The sequence below is a fragment of the Halomonas sp. Mc5H-6 genome, from assembly GCF_024124705.1.
Classification (GTDB): Bacteria; Pseudomonadota; Gammaproteobacteria; order Pseudomonadales; family Halomonadaceae; genus Vreelandella; species Vreelandella subterranea.
In genome coordinates, this window is sequence record NZ_JAMXSI010000009.1 from 27,219 (window position 1) to 41,932 (window position 14,714).

The window sequence follows — 14,714 nt, forward strand, 5'->3', positions numbered from 1 at the left end:
TTATCATGGCGCCCCTTTTATGCGCGTGTCGTTATTGCTGCATTGGGTGCCGCTGGCAACAATGAGCGCGCCGACAAAGCGCTGCATCATGCCCGAACAATGTCAACAACCCCATGGTTATGCTCATGATTTATACCACCGCAATACTGTTGAGCCTGGTCGGCTATTTTGTCATCGGCCATCTGGCCGGACGACGCGTCAAGGGGCTGGATGACTATCTGGTCGCCGGTCGCAATGCGCCTACCTTCTTTATCCTGGGCACGCTGGTGGCCAGCTACCTGAGTACCAGCGCCTTTCTCGGCGAAACGGGCTTTGCCTACCAGGGCTACCCGTTCGTCATGCTGATTTTTGCCGCGGTGAGCACCTCGGGCTGCCTGCTGGGCGCGCTGGTGTTCGGCCGTTACCTGCGCCGCAGCGGCGCCAAGACCGTGCCGGAGTTTTTTGGCAAACGCTTTGCCTCTAGGCGCGTTCAGGTCATTGCCGGGCTTACCACGGTGTTCGGCCTGGGCGCGTACCTGCTGGGGGTCATGCAGGGTGCGGGCATCATGTTCGCCGAGCTGACCGGCATGCCCTACTGGGTGGGGCTGGTGCTGGTGTGGGCGACCTACACCGGTTTTATTCTGTATTCGGGCTCGCCCGGTGTGATGTTGACCGACACCGTCATGTTCGTGATCTTCTCGCTGGCCGCAGTGGGTGGGTCGCTCTACGTGATCCACGACCTGGGGGGCTGGAGCGGCGTTGTCGAGGGCCTGCTGAGCCAGACCGACAAGCCTGGCATTGCCCTGTGGCACGGGGTGATCGAAGGACCTGATGCCAGCTTCTCCTCCCCCGGCGAGGCGCTCGTCTGGGGGTTGACCCTGGGCCTCGTCTGGGCGGCGGTGCTGGCGGCCAGTCCCTGGCAGTCCAGCCGCTACCTGATGGCACGTAACGAGCACGTGGTGATGCGCTCGGCCATGCTGACGGCGGTGGCGCTCGGCGTCTTCTATGCGCTGATGATGATGACCGGTGCGGCGATCAACCTCTACGACCCGACCCTCGACCCTGAACGCTCCATGGTCTGGGTGGCGCTCAATATCCTGCCCGCCTGGCTTGGGGTGGTCATTCTGACGGGGGTATTCGCGGCCGGAATGTCGTCCTGCTCGACGTTCCTGTCGATCATCGGCTTTAGCCTTTCCAACGATATTCTGCCCGCCTCGCTGAACGAAAAGTCGGCCTTGCGCAAGAGCCGGATCGCGGTACTTGCAGCGGGACTGATCGCGCTGCTGCTGGCGCTCTTCCAGCCACCGGCGGTGATGGCGGTGGTCTGGTTTGCCGCCACGCTGTTTGCCTCCTCCTGGGGGGCGGTGGCCCTGATGAGCATCTGGAGTCGGCGGATTACCGCCGCCGGGGCCAGCTGGGGCCTGGCGGTGGGGTTTGTCGGCAACCTGGCCCTGTCGCTGATGGTGCAGGCCGAGTGGGTCAGCCTGCCGGTTTACCTGCACCCGGTGCTGTTGAGCACACTGATGGCACTGGCAGCTATCGTGCTTGCCTCCACCCTGACCCGCGTCAGCCAGCCCGAGGCAGACTACCGGGCATTCCTGCATGAATTCGATGCCCGGGCACTGAGCGGCTGGGTGTCCGGCACCCGGTGGATCGCGCTATGCACCATGCTCTCGGGGATCGCCATCGGGCTGTTCTTGTGGCAACAATACGCGGTCACCCTGGCGGGCTACGCCGAGCGCTTCGGGCTCTCCGCCGGGGCGGTGCAGGGTGGCTACCTGCTGGCAGTCGGCTGCGGCGGTATGCTGCTGCTTGCCGGTGCCGTCGGCTACCGGGTGGTGCGCCCCCGCCCCCAGAACGCCGCTGCGGCGCCTGCGGCCAAGGTCGACACCCCCTAGGCACAGGAAAATCAGGCGAGCCAAAGACCTTTGGCCCGCCTGAATGCCCCAACCGCCCACCTGACCGGTGGGCGGTCCTCTTTGTATTCACGGCCGGGAGTCCGACAATGCCGACTAGTCATTACCAGCGTGGTCTCGTCATGGTGGTGCTGGGCGTAGTGTTTCTCAGTTTCGACGGTTTGCTGATACGCCTGGCACGCACCGACGGCTGGACCATCGTGTTCTGGCGCGGGTTATTGATGTGCTGCGTGCTGGGGCTTGTGTGCTGGGCAGGCAAGCGGCTGGCGATGCTGAGCCGTCACCCGGTTTCCTCACTGGCCTCCGCCCTGTTGCTGGGGCTGATATCCAGCCTGTTTGTGCTGGCGGTCATGAACGCCAAGGTGGCCAACGTGGTGGTGATCCTGAGTACCGCGCCGCTGTTTGCCGCGCTGTTCTCGCGGATTTTTCTGGGCGAAAGCGTCGCGCTGCGAACCCTGGTGGCCATTGCCGTCTGCATGCTGGGCATGAGTCTGGTCTTCATGGGCGACGGGGCCATGGGAATGCTGGCAGGCAACCTTTACGCCCTGGCGGCAGCGGCGGCCATTGGCGGTAACCTGACGCTGCTGCGCCGCTATCCAGCGATTGACACCATGACGGTGGTCGCTGGCGGCGGTCTGCTTTCGGCGGCCATTGCCCTGCCCATGGCGTCACCGCTGACCCTGGACGCCGAACGCTATGGCGTACTGGCGTTGATGGGGCTGATACAGATGCCCCTGGCCACGGTGCTGATCAACAGCGCCACCCGCTACCTGCCATCGACGGAGGTGGCACTGTTCTACCTGGTCGAAACCGCACTGGGCACGCTGTGGGTGTGGTGGCTATTGGGCGAGACGCCTGGCGCCTCGACGCTCATGGGAGGGGCGGTCGTGATCACGGTGCTGGTGCTGCACGCCTGGCGCGGCTTGCACCTGGAACGCCAGCGCCTTGAGCTGTATCCGGGCTGGGTTGGTAAATAGCCCGCCCAGCCATGAAAAAGCCCGCCGCGAGGGCGAGCTTAAAAGGCGATTGGATACAGTGTGATCAAGGCACCTCAGCGCAGCACGCCTTCCTCCTTGAGTAGCGTGAAAATCGCCTCGGCGCCCTGTTCGGGTGTCACATCGTTCAACAGTTGTCCGCCGCCGCTGTCGGCCTTGGCCGCCGCTGCCTTGAAACGGTCACGCGCCGAGGCTGACTTGACGATTTTTAGCCGTTTGGGCCGCTTGCGTGCGGGCTGCACACGCCACTGGGTTTGCAGTTCATCGGTCACGCTGGCGCAGGCACAATCCGCCAATTCACCGCGTCGTGCCGGGCCGAAGGCGCTCTGGCGCGCGGCCGGGGCACTGCTATCCACCGTAGCGATGGCCGGTAAGCGTACCTTCAGGCGGCGGCGTTTGCCCCGTGGCAAGGCCTGCAGCACCGTGGCGACCCCCTGCTCGATGCTTTCGATTTCCGCCAGGCCACTGACCACCGTCCAGCCGAGTGTCTCGGCCAGCAGATAGGGCACCAGGCCCGAGCCCTCTCCGGTCTCGGCGCGCGTCCCGGTCAGCACCAGCTGCGGCGCGGCGAAGCGCAGTATGTTGGCCAAGGCCGGAACGACATCCGCGTCCGGGTCCTGATTAATGCGTTTGACCCTGCTAATGCCCATCCCCAGATAGCCACGCATGGCGTCCCCGCAGGCTTCACCACCATCGCCTGCATGCATGAGCTGAACGCTCGCGTCACCCAGGGACAGTGCCATTTCCACCGCGCGGGCATCATGGTCGGCACGCCGCGCCCGCCCGGTCAGCGGATGACGCCCCACCGACACTAGAACAGCAACGCTGAGCTCAGCGTCATTCAATGTGTTGACGTTATGCGGCATCGCGATTCTCCTGCTGCTGTTCTCGATAACGCTCGACACGTGCGACCAGCGCGGCGAGGATGTCGCCGGCGTCGCCGATGACGGCGAGATCGGCGCGCTTGACCATATCGCACCGCTCGTCCAGGTTAATGGCAACGACCTTCTCGCAGGTCTGAATACCCTGGAGGTGCTGTATGGCCCCCGAAATGCCCACCGCCACATAGACGCGCGCGGACACCCAGGTGCCCGATGCGCCTACCTGACGATCGCGGGCCATGAATCCATCGTCCACGGCGACGCGCGATGCTCCCTTGGCCGCACCGAGCACCTGGGCGGCGTGGTGGTAGCCCTCCCAATCCTTGACACCATTCCCGGCCGACAGAATGAATTCCGCCTCTGCCAGTGACACGCTGGCGGGGTCGACAGGGACTTCGCCCATGTCCTCGATGCGCCCCAGCACGTCGGGCAGCGGCTGGTTCAGCTCGACCGGCTGGGCGGCATGGCGGGTCTCGCTGACCGGCTCGGCGCACTCCGCCAGCGCCAGCACGACGCGTGGCAGGTGGCGGGTAATATCGCGCGTCCCCGCGGCACCGCGTGCCGTACAACGCCACCCGGTAGCGCTATGTTCATCCGCCTCGACCTGCCAGACCTGGGTCGCTGGACGCTCGCCCAGCCGCACGGCCAGGCGCCGCCCCTGCTCGCCGCCACCGAGCGGTGAGTCGGGCACCAGCCAGAAGCGGGGTGCCATCTCCCGCTCTACGGCGCTCAAGGCCGCCAGCCGCGCCTCCGGGGCAAAGCCCGTGTAGACCTCGTCATCCATGTGCACCACGCGATCAATACCGGCGTCGCCCAGTGCCGCTTCTTTATGCTCGCCAAACACAATCGCCACCACGGCGCCGGGATGCTCGCCATCGGCATCCGCCACTTGCCGGGCCAGCCCAAGCAGGTCCTTATCGTGACCTGACAATCGCCCGCCGGTCATATCAGGCACCACGGCCACCAGGAAGGCGGGATCTTCAATGGTCACTGTTCGGCGGCTGTCTTGAGGCGCTGCTGTTGTCGCGGCGGCCTGCCCGCCTTGCTGAAGGCCGCTACGGTCAATACGCTTGATGCCATTGGGGCCGATAAAGCCCACTGCACGGGGGTTCTTGCGCACCACTCCGTTGGGCCCCGGCCACTCGCTGAGAGCTGCGTTGCCCATCTCGAGCAGCACACTGGCATGCTCGGGATGCAGACGGTTGCGGGCGATCCACTCACGACGCGGATCGCGGCGAATAGTCTCACTCATACGATCACCTCTTCAGCTGTCGGCGTTGCAGCGGGCTGGCGGGACGCGCCGGACGCCTCCCCGGCGGGGCGCTCCACCAGGGCATCGGCCACGAGTTCAGCGATATCGCGCACCTCGGCGCTGGTATCCACCACGCCCTCAAGCATCGCCGTGCACTGGGGGCAGCCCACCGCGACCAGCTCGGCGCCGCTTTCCTTGACGTCATTCATGCGCATGTCGGGAATCCGCTGCTTGCCGGGAATATCGGTAATGGGCGCGCCGCCACCGCCGCCGCAGCAGCGCGAGCGGAAACCGGAACGTTCCATCTCCTTGACCTCGATGCCCAGCGCCTTGAGCACGTTGCGGGGCGCCTCAAACTCGCCGTTATAGCGCCCCAGGTAACAGGGGTCGTGATAGGTGACGCTGCCGCCCTTCCAGGGGGAGAAGGTCAGCCGACCCGCGTCATACAATTCAGCAATGAAGGTGCTGTGATGGCGTACCTCATAGACGCCCCCCAGCTCGCCATACTCGTTGCCCAACACATGAAAGCTGTGGGGGTCACAGGTGACGATCTGCTGGAAGCGGTACTTGGAAAGGGTGGCGATATTGCGCTTTGCCAGGGACTGGAACGTTGCTTCGTCGCCCAGACGCCGTGCCACGTCACCGCTGTCACGCTCTTCGTCTCCCAGGACCGCGAAATCCACCTCGGCGGCGCGCAGCACCTTGACCAGTGCACGCAGGGTGCGCTGATTACGCATGTCGAAGCTGCCGTCACCCAGCCACAACAGCACATCGACCTGTTGGAGGTCTGCGATGCGAGGGAGGTTGAGATCCGCGGCCCAGTTGAGCCGTGAGCCGGGATCAAAACCGCCGAGGTTGTCGGTGGCGATCAGATTGTCGAGCACCTCGGCGCCCTTGTTGGGGGTCTTGCCTCGCTCTAACGTCAGGTGGCGGCGCATATCGACAATCGCATCCACGTGCTCGATCATCATCGGGCACTCTTCGACACAGGCGCGGCAGGTCGTACACGACCATAGGGTCTCGGCGTCCACCAGCGATGCCCCCTCCGGCAATGCAGCAGGGGCCACGATCGGCCCATGGGGGGTACCGTGGTGCTCACCCACCGGCTTGCCGGGGTAAGGCGTGCCAGCGTAATGGGCATCACTGCCACCGGCCATGCCGACGACCATGTCCTGGATCAGTTTCTTGGGGTTGAGCGGCTGACCCGCGGCAAGGGCCGGACACGCCGCCTCGCAGCGGCCGCACTGTACACAGGCATCGAAGCCCAGCAGCTGGTTCCAGGTGAAATCGGCGGGCTTTTCCACGCCCAGGGGCGCCGTCTCGTCCTCCAGGTTCAGCGCCTTGAGGCCCGTTGAACGGCCGCCGCCCCCTTTCTTGGTAGAAAAGCGCTCCGGCCGACGGTGGAAAGCCAGATGCAGGGCACCTGCAAAGGCGTGCTTCATGGGCCCGCCCCAGGTCATGCCGAAGAACATTTCGCCCAGGCCCCAGGCCACTAAGCCAACCAGCACCACCACGAGGAACCAACTGGCGCTTCCTTCAAGCAAGCCTTCGGGTAGCAGGCCCACCGTGGGCAAGGTGATCAGGAAGACACTAACCGAAAACGCCATCAGGCTCTTGGGCAGGCGCATCCAGGGGCCTTTGGAGAGGCGCGCCGGAGGATTGATACGCCGCCGCGCCACAAAGAGGCTGCCGACGAACATGGAGGCACTGGCAAGCAGCAGTAACCCACCCAGCAGCGGGTTGGCGATGCCCAGGCCATGCACCAGGATCATCAGTACGGCGGCGGCCACGAAGCCACCGGCGGTGGCCACGTGGGTATTGGAGATCATTTTGTCGCGGGCAACGACATGGTGCAGGTCCACCAGGTAACGGCGCGGCAACGCCGCCAGCCCCTTGAACAGGTTGACGGGTGCTGGCCGCCCCTGACGCCACAGGCGTATACGCCGCAAGGCACCGATCACCGCCAGGGCCAGGGCAGTAAAAATCAGTATCGGAAGTATTGTATTTAGCATCACAGCTCACCTAACGGGCGAGCTGGAAGCTGGAAGCCGGAAGCCGGAAGAAAAGGGCAAAGAGCTGCGATTCACTTCCAGCTTCCAGCTTCTGGCTTCCAACTGGTGGTTAAAAATCCTTGCAGATCCGCAGGGCGTCGTAGATCGCGGCGTGCGTATTACGCGGCGCCGTGCAGTCGCCCAGACGGAACAGCAGGAAGCCATCGCTATTGGCGCCGCCCTCTTCCATCAGGCAGGGCTGCGCCTGGGCGGCGTAGAGCGCCTCGAGGTCCACCTGGCCTTTGTTGCGGGACTGCTCCTTGAGGTCATAATAAAGCGCCTCATCGGGACGCACGCCGTTCTCCACAACCACCTGATCGACCACGCGCTCCTCCAGGGCACCGGTGTACTCATTCTCGAGCACTGCCACCAGGCCGTCACCTTCACGGTAGACCTTATGCAGCATCAGGTCGGAGGACATGATCACCTCTTTCTCGTAGAGGCTGCGGTAGTAGGTGGGGAAGGTGGTACCGCCCACCGCCGCGCCGGGCTTGATATCGTCGGTAACGATCTCCACCTTGGCACCCTTTTCGGCAAGGAAATCCGCCGCCGAGACACCGGAAAATTCGCAGATGGCGTCATAGATCAGCACGTTATTGCCGGGGGCCACCTTGCCGGAGAGTACATCCCAGGTGCTGACCACCAGGCTTTCCCCGGTATCCTCAGAGTAGCCCCACTCCGGGTGCTGACTGAGGAAGGGCTGGCCGCCCGTCGCCAGCACCACGATATCCGGACGCAGGTCGAGCAGCGTCGCCTCGTCGGCGCGGGTGCCCAGTCGCAGGTCGACGTCAAGCCGAGCCAGTTCCAACTGAAACCAGCGGGTGATACCGGCGATCTGGTCGCGTTGCGGGGCCTGGGCGGCAATGGTGATCTGCCCACCCAGCGCTTCAGCCGCCTCGAACAGGGTGACATCGTGGCCGCGCTCGGCGGCCACGCGGGCGGCCTCCATGCCACCGGGGCCACCGCCGACCACTACGACCTTGCGCTTGGCGCCCTCGGTCTTCTCGATGATATGCGGCAGGCCCATGTATTCCCGCGATGTCGCCGCGTTCTGGATACACAGCACGTCCAGGCCCTGGTACTGGCGGTCGATGCAGTAGTTGGCGCCCACGCACTGCTTGATCTGGTCCACCTGGCCCATCTTGATCTTGGCGATCAGGTGCGGGTCGGCAATATGCGCCCGGGTCATGCCCACCAGGTCCACATAGCCCCCTTCGAGAATACGCTGGGCCTGGTTGGGGTCCTTGATGTTCTGGGCATGGATCACCGGCACGCTGACCACTTCCTTGATCCCTGCCGCCAGGTGCAGGAAAGGCTCCGGCGGGTAGGACATGTTGGGGATCACGTTGGCCAGGGTGTTGTGGGTGTCGCAGCCGGAGCCGATCACGCCAAAGAAGTCGACCTGGCCGGTGGCATCGTAGTAGGCGGCGATCTGCTTCATGTCGTCGTGGGAGAGGCCGTCCGGGTGAAACTCGTCACCGCAGATACGCATGCCGACGCAGAAGTCATCCCCTACCTCGGCGCGCACGGCCTTCAGCACCTCCAGGCCGAACTTCATGCGCCCCTCGAAGCTGCCGCCCCACTCGTCCTCGCGCTTGTTGACCCGCGGGCTCCAGAACTGGTCGATCAGATGCTGGTGCACCGCGGAAAGCTCGACGCCGTCCAGCCCGCCTTCCTTCGCCCGGCGAGCCGCCTGAGCGAAGTCGCCGATGATGCGCCAGATTTCTTCCTCTTCGATGGTCTTGCAGGTGGAGCGGTGTACCGGTTCACGGATCCCTGACGGCGACAGCAAGGTCGGCCAGTCGAAGCCGTCCCAGCGCGAGCGGCGCCCCATGTGGGTGATCTGGATCATGATCTTGCCGCCATGCTTGTGCACGGCGTCGGCCAGATTCTGAAAGTGCGGGATGATACGGTCGGTGGAAAGATTGACCGAGCTCCACCAGCCCTGGGGGCTGTCGATGGACACCACCGAGGAGCCGCCGCAGATGGATAGGCCGCAGCCACCCTTGGCCTTTTCCTCGTAGTACCTGACGTAGCGCTCAGTGGTCATGCCCCCGTCGGTGGCGTGTACCTCGGCGTGGGCGGTGCTGACCACGCGATTGCGAATGGTCAGCTTGCCGATCTCGATCGGCTCGAAAATTGCGTCAAATGCCATGATTTTCTCTCCTCATTCCCGCGGTTAGCGGGTGGCGTCGTTCAGCGGCCCAACGTTGAAGACACCCACATCACAACCAGGCTCAGCGGCACTCTGTGTCTGCTCAGCGACGGTACGCAGGTCGCTGCCACGCGCGGCAAGAATCTGGTCCATGGCCCCGGCAAACCAGCCGGTGAACATGTACTCTTCTTTTTTTCCCGTCTTGCCAAGCTGGTAAACAAAGGCACTGTGCTCCAGGCGCACTCTTGCCGTACCGGCATCGAGGTCGATGTGTTCGGTAATGAAGAGCCCCCAGCCGCGCTGGGAGAGGCGCGTCATGTAATGTTCGAAGACGGCCACGCCCTCGATCCCATGGCATTCGGCTTCTTTCTCGCACCAGTGCCAGGCACTCTTGTAACCGGCGTGGTAGAGGATCTCTGCGTACTTTTCGGCACCCAGCGCTTCTTCTACCGCGACATGGTTGTTGATAAAGAAGTGTCGCGGCACATACAGCATCGGCAGTGCGTCGCTCGTCCAGACGCCGGTCTCGCTATCCACTTCGATAGGCAGTGCGGGGGCCATTTTGGTCACGGTTGTATTCCTCAGATCTCGCTGATTGTTATGAAGTGGCTAATTAGCCGTTCTGCAAGGGGAGCGGCGCCGGGGATAGGCCGTAGAGGGGGTCTTTTGCCATGGATGGCAAAAGTAGCGTCCAGGGAGGGATTCACAGCGCCCCCTCGTAGGCCTATCGCCGGTAAAGCCGCGTGAGTCGGGCTCATCAGCTCCCCCAAACCTCCTTAAGCACGCGCACCCAGTTCTCGCCCATGATCTTGCGCACCTGGGACTCGCTCATGCCGCGCTTCAGGAGCGCCTCGGTCAGATTGGGGAACTCCCCGATGGTGCGAATCCCCTCAGGGTTGATGATCGTGCCAAAGTCCGTCAGGCGGCGGGCATAGCCCTTGTCATGGGTCAACCACTCGAAGAATTCATGGTCATGCCCCTGGGTGAAGTCGGTGCCGATACCAATGGCATCCTCCCCCACGATGTTCATGATGTACTCGATGGCCTCGCAGTAATCGTCGATGGTGGAATCGACGCCCTTCTTGAGAAACGGGGTAAACATGGTGACGCCGACAAAGCCGCCGTGGTCGGCAATGAACTTCAGCTCTTCATCGGATTTGTTGCGCGGATGCTCCTTGAGCCCGGAGGGCAGGCAGTGGGAGTAGCAGACCGGCTTCTTGGACTCGAGGATGACTTCCTCGGACGTCTTGGCACCGACGTGAGAAAGGTCGCACATGATGCCGACGCGGTTCATTTCAGCGACGATCTCACGGCCAAAGCCGGACAGACCGCCATCGCGCTCGTAGCAGCCGGTCCCCACCAGGTTCTGGGTGTTGTAGCACATCTGCACGATGCCTACGCCGAGCTGCTTGAAGATCTCGACATACCCGATCTGGTCCTCGAAGGCGTGGGCATTCTGAAAGCCGTAAATGATGCCCGTCTTGCCCTCTTCCTTGGCCCGGGTGATATCCGCCGTGGTACGCACCGGGCGCACCAGGTCGCTGCACTCGGCCATCAGCTGGTTGGATCTGACGATATTATCGACGGTCGCCTGGAAGCCTTCCCATACCGAAACCGTACAGTTGGCAGCGGTCAGACCGCCGCGCCGCATATCTTCAAGCAGCTCACGGTTCCATTTGGCGATGATCAGACCATCGATGACGATAGCGTCATCGTGCAATTCTGTAGGGGACATGGCTAAGCTCCGACATTGATGAATGTAGCGAGCATAGCGCTGACGTCGGGGTGGGCTGCTCTTGGAAACGACAGCGGAAATTCCAAAAGCGTCATGGTGTCGCAAACACACCCCTACATTGGCGCCCCTTCAAGACATTTATCGCAACGTCATGCCGGGCAAGGTCACGCGGGGCAGAATCATGCTGGAAGTAAACATCGCGGCCATAAAAAAACGTGCTGCCCGACACCGGGCAGCACGTTTTAAGGGGGTGACGCAGTGGCTATCAGCTCACCAGCAGTACGCTGGCAAAAGTCGGTTCTCCCTGTGCGTTGGCAAGCGCCTGCTGAGCGCACGAGGAAGGCTCTAGCGCATTCGATTCGCCCCCCCACTGTCTGATTAACGGTGGCGACTTGCTCCCATCACTTTTGCGCTCAAACCCGCCCAGGCGTTCGTTTCTCGGCGGCACACCGAAATACTCGCGGTAGCACTTGGAAAAATGGGGGGTCGAAACGAAACCGCACACAGAGGCAATCTCGATGATCGACAACGGGGTTTGCTTGAGTAATTGCCGGGCACGCACCAACCGTAGTTTCAGGTAATACTTGGACGGCGAGCACAGCAGGTAGCGTTGGAACAACCGCTCTAGCTGGCGGCGCGATACATTGACGTACCTTGCCAGCTCATCGAGCTCGATCGGTTCTTCAAGGTTGGACTCCATCAGCGCCACAATCTCAAGCAGCTTGGGCTGGGTCGTGCCCAACACGTGTTTCAGAGGAACACGCTGCTGATCCTGTTCGTTACGCACGCGCTCGCAGATAAACATTTCGGAGATACCCGCCGACAGCTCGCGCCCATGGTCATGACCAATCAGATTAAGCATCATATCGAGTGGCGCGGTTCCCCCCGAAGACGTGAAACGGTCACGGTCAATCGTGAATAGGTTGGCGTTCAGAATAACGTTGGGAAACGCCTCCTGCATCGACGCCAAACACTCCCAGTGGATACTGGTTTCATAGTGGTCAAGCAGCCCCGCCTGGCCAAGCGCCCAGCTGCCAGTGCACACCGAGCCTAAACGCCTCAATTGGCGCGACTGGGACTGAAGCCAGCGCACGTGCTCGCGGGTGACACTGCGATGAGGACCTACGCCGCCACAAACGACCACCCACTCGAGCGATAACGGGGAATGCATGGAGGCATCAGGAGTTACCTGCAAACCATCGCTGGCACGCACGGGCAAGCCGTCCTGGGTCAGGGTATACCAGCGGTACAGCTCGCGCCCGGCCAGTTGATTGGCCATCCGCAACGGCTCTATGGCAGAGGCCAGGGAAATCAATGTGAAGTTATCCAACAGTAGAAAGCCCAGCGTTTGCGGTTCGCCCGAACGATTTGGTGTTGCTGTCTGGTCATTTGCTTGATGAGAGTCCATCTTTCCTACCTCGGTCACCTTTCAGTTATCAAGTTTTCTTATTGGTATAGGCGTCGCTGGCGTTGTTCGGCTTCCCGTTGCTGAGTCACATTGTCACTCACGCATGGGTACTGCTCTATTAGTCGTATATTGGCACGAATCGTTTAAAACACGACAAATTTTATCTCGCAAATCTGGCAGCGAGTCGCAAATAAAACGCTCGATGTCGCTTTCAAACCGCTTGCTGTGATGGCTCGTCAGAAGGGTGGATAGGCATGGCCGAATGGCCATGCGATACCTGATTAATGAGCGCCTTACAGCACCACCTCATAACCTTCAAACTTGGGCGGGCCGAGATAAATGCCCTCGGGCGACTTGGCATTGGCATGAGCCTTGCGAAAGGCGTCTGAGCGAGTCCAGTCGCGGAAGGCCTCTTCCGATTCCCAAACGCTGTGGGAGATGAACACGGTGTGGTCTTCCTGGCTTTCGCCCTGCAGCATATGAAACTGCTTGAAGCCCGGCACGTCTTCCAGATGAGAATCACGGTTGCGCCACACCTCTAAAAAGTCCTCTTCACGGCCTGGGGCAATACGAAAACGGTTCATGGCGATATACATGATGCCTCTCCTCTTGAACGGGTCCTGCTGGACGGATCCTGTTGAGTTGATTACGCAAACGGTGGCTTGATGGTAACGTCGTGGCCTAGCGGCGAATAGACTTAGTCGCGAAAAGCCCTCAACCGCCAAGGTAAGGTATGGCTAAGGCACCTGTTCAGGTTGTTTGGTTCAAACGCGATTTACGTATCCATGATCACGCGCCGCTCGCCACCGCCGCCGCGGCGGGCCCCGTGCTGCCTGTCTTCGCCATCGAACCCGAGCAGTGGCAAGCGCCGGATAGCGCCCTGCGCCACTGGCAGTTTGCCGCTGACTCGCTTATCGACCTTTCTAACGCACTGAAGACACTAAGCCTGCCGCTGTGCCTCTGGCAGGGCAATATGCTTGAACTGCTCGCTACGCTGAAAGCCCGCTATGGCGACATGGTTCTTCATTCCCACCAGGAAACCGGCAATGACTGGAGCTTTGAGCGCGATAAAAGGGTCCATCGCTGGTGCCGTCAACACGGTATTGAGTGGCAGGAAGCACGCCAGCATGGCGTAGTGCGAGGCCTAAAGTCCAGGTCGGAAAATCGCAACGCCTGGGAAAAGCAGTGGGAAGCGCTAATGACGGCGCCTACCTTCCCGGCCCCGCAAAACGCCCAAGTGGCCGAGGGGTGGCAAGCCTTCCACCACATTGACGTGGATCAGCTCCACGGCCTGACGCTTGGATTTGATAAAGCACCCTGCCCCGAGCGTCAGCCAGGCGGCCGCAACGAAGGACGCGCGCTATGGCGCAGCTTTGTCACTCAACGCGGGCGGCGCTATCGCGGCTCGCTGTCCAAGCCTTTGCTTGCCTGGGCGTTTGGCTCGCGGCTTTCGCCCCATCTGGCCTGGGGCACGCTCTCCCTGCGCGAAGTGGTCCAGTCGCTGCGCCGCCAGCGGCAAAAGCATGCAGACGACACCGCCTGGGCTCGCTCGCTGCGCGCCTTTACCTCGCGGCTTTACTGGCACTGCCACTTTATGCAAAAGCTGGAAAGTGAGCCGAGCATCGAGTCGCAAACCCTCCACCCGGCGCTGCGCGGCCTCCGGGAACGCGACCCCGACCACCCCAACCTGATTGCCTGGAAGAACGGCCAAACCGGCGTGCCGCTGGTGGATGCCTGCATGCGCAGCCTGATCGCCACCGGCTGGCTCAACTTTCGCATGCGCGCCATGCTGATCTCCCACGCCACCTTTGGCCTGGGGCTGCACTGGTATGAACCTGCTCTTCATTTGGCACGGCTATTTACCGACTTCGAGCCGGGCATCCACTACCCCCAGGTTCAAATGCAGGCTGGCGCCACGGGCACCAATGCGCTGCGGGTCTACAATCCCATCAAGCAGGCAGAAGATAATGACCCCGACGGCGAGTTTGTCGCCCGCTGGGTGCCCGAATTAACGGCACTGCCATTAGAGTGGCGCGCCAAGCCCTGGGCACTGCCGGAAAGCCTGCGCCGGCGATTCGGTTTTCAGCCAAACGTAAACTACCCCATCCCCAACGATTTTGAAGCCGAGGCGCGCCACTGGAAGAAGATGCTGTATGACCTCAGACGCACGCCCGAGGCAAGAGAAGACAGCCAAGCCATTGTGGATAAGCTTGCCAGTCAGAGGCGACCATCTGCTAAGCGCGCTAAAAAAGCAAAACCCGCCAATCGCCAGCAGCTTTCGCTGTTTGACGATGGCGGGCTCGATAACGCTTAGGTGCTGGTTAGCAATGTCTTGAACAATG

11 protein-coding genes are annotated in these 14,714 nt (G+C 62.1%); 3 read left to right on the plus strand and 8 right to left on the minus strand.

Annotated elements, in window-relative coordinates; translation table 11 throughout:
- Positions 1-125 precede the first annotated feature (125 nt).
- Complete coding sequence (locus NH395_RS13190) at positions 126-1,877, plus strand: sodium:solute symporter family protein (protein ID WP_253025495.1); 1,752 nt, start codon at positions 126-128, stop codon at positions 1,875-1,877.
- A 107-nt stretch (positions 1,878-1,984) separates the two neighbouring features.
- Positions 1,985-2,872, plus strand: a complete 888-nt coding sequence (locus NH395_RS13195) for a DMT family transporter (protein ID WP_199284109.1) — start codon at positions 1,985-1,987, stop codon at positions 2,870-2,872.
- 74 nt (positions 2,873-2,946) lie between these two features.
- Here NH395_RS13195 and NH395_RS13200 read toward each other — a convergent pair whose 3' ends face one another.
- The 8 genes from NH395_RS13200 to NH395_RS13235 form a co-directional block, all read right to left on the minus strand.
- Positions 2,947-3,756 (minus strand): electron transfer flavoprotein subunit beta, encoded by an 810-nt coding sequence (locus tag NH395_RS13200; RefSeq protein WP_092824474.1) that lies wholly within the window; start codon positions 3,754-3,756, stop codon positions 2,947-2,949.
- Positions 3,746-5,023, minus strand: a complete 1,278-nt coding sequence (locus NH395_RS13205) for an electron transfer flavoprotein subunit alpha/FixB family protein (RefSeq protein ID WP_253025497.1) — start codon at positions 5,021-5,023, stop codon at positions 3,746-3,748. Before NH395_RS13205 ends, NH395_RS13200 begins: the two co-directional genes overlap by 11 nt.
- Positions 5,020-7,035: a (Fe-S)-binding protein gene (locus NH395_RS13210; RefSeq protein WP_253025499.1), complete on the minus strand. Its 2,016-nt coding sequence runs from the start codon at positions 7,033-7,035 to the stop codon at positions 5,020-5,022. The genes NH395_RS13205 and NH395_RS13210 overlap by 4 nt, the downstream gene beginning before the upstream one ends.
- Before the next feature lie 109 nt (positions 7,036-7,144).
- Positions 7,145-9,229, minus strand: a complete 2,085-nt coding sequence (dgcA, locus tag NH395_RS13215; RefSeq protein WP_253025500.1) for a dimethylglycine demethylation protein DgcA — start codon at positions 9,227-9,229, stop codon at positions 7,145-7,147.
- 24 nt (positions 9,230-9,253) lie between these two features.
- Entirely contained in the window at positions 9,254-9,799 is a 546-nt protein-coding gene (locus NH395_RS13220) for a DUF5943 domain-containing protein (protein WP_092824483.1), read from the minus strand.
- Between the two features lie 187 nt (positions 9,800-9,986).
- Positions 9,987-10,964, minus strand: coding sequence for a dipeptidase (locus NH395_RS13225; RefSeq protein ID WP_253025502.1), 978 nt, complete (start codon positions 10,962-10,964; stop codon positions 9,987-9,989).
- A gap of 265 nt (positions 10,965-11,229) precedes the next feature.
- Complete coding sequence (locus NH395_RS13230) at positions 11,230-12,372, minus strand: GlxA family transcriptional regulator (RefSeq protein ID WP_253025504.1); 1,143 nt, start codon at positions 12,370-12,372, stop codon at positions 11,230-11,232.
- A gap of 293 nt (positions 12,373-12,665) precedes the next feature.
- Entirely contained in the window at positions 12,666-12,968 is a 303-nt protein-coding gene (locus NH395_RS13235; protein ID WP_066314808.1) for an antibiotic biosynthesis monooxygenase, read from the minus strand.
- 137 nt (positions 12,969-13,105) lie between these two features.
- Between NH395_RS13235 and NH395_RS13240 the strand changes: the two genes are divergently transcribed.
- A complete protein-coding gene (locus tag NH395_RS13240; RefSeq protein WP_253025506.1) occupies positions 13,106-14,686 on the plus strand; it encodes an FAD-binding domain-containing protein in 1,581 nt (526 codons plus the stop codon).
- Positions 14,687-14,714 lie beyond the last annotated feature (28 nt).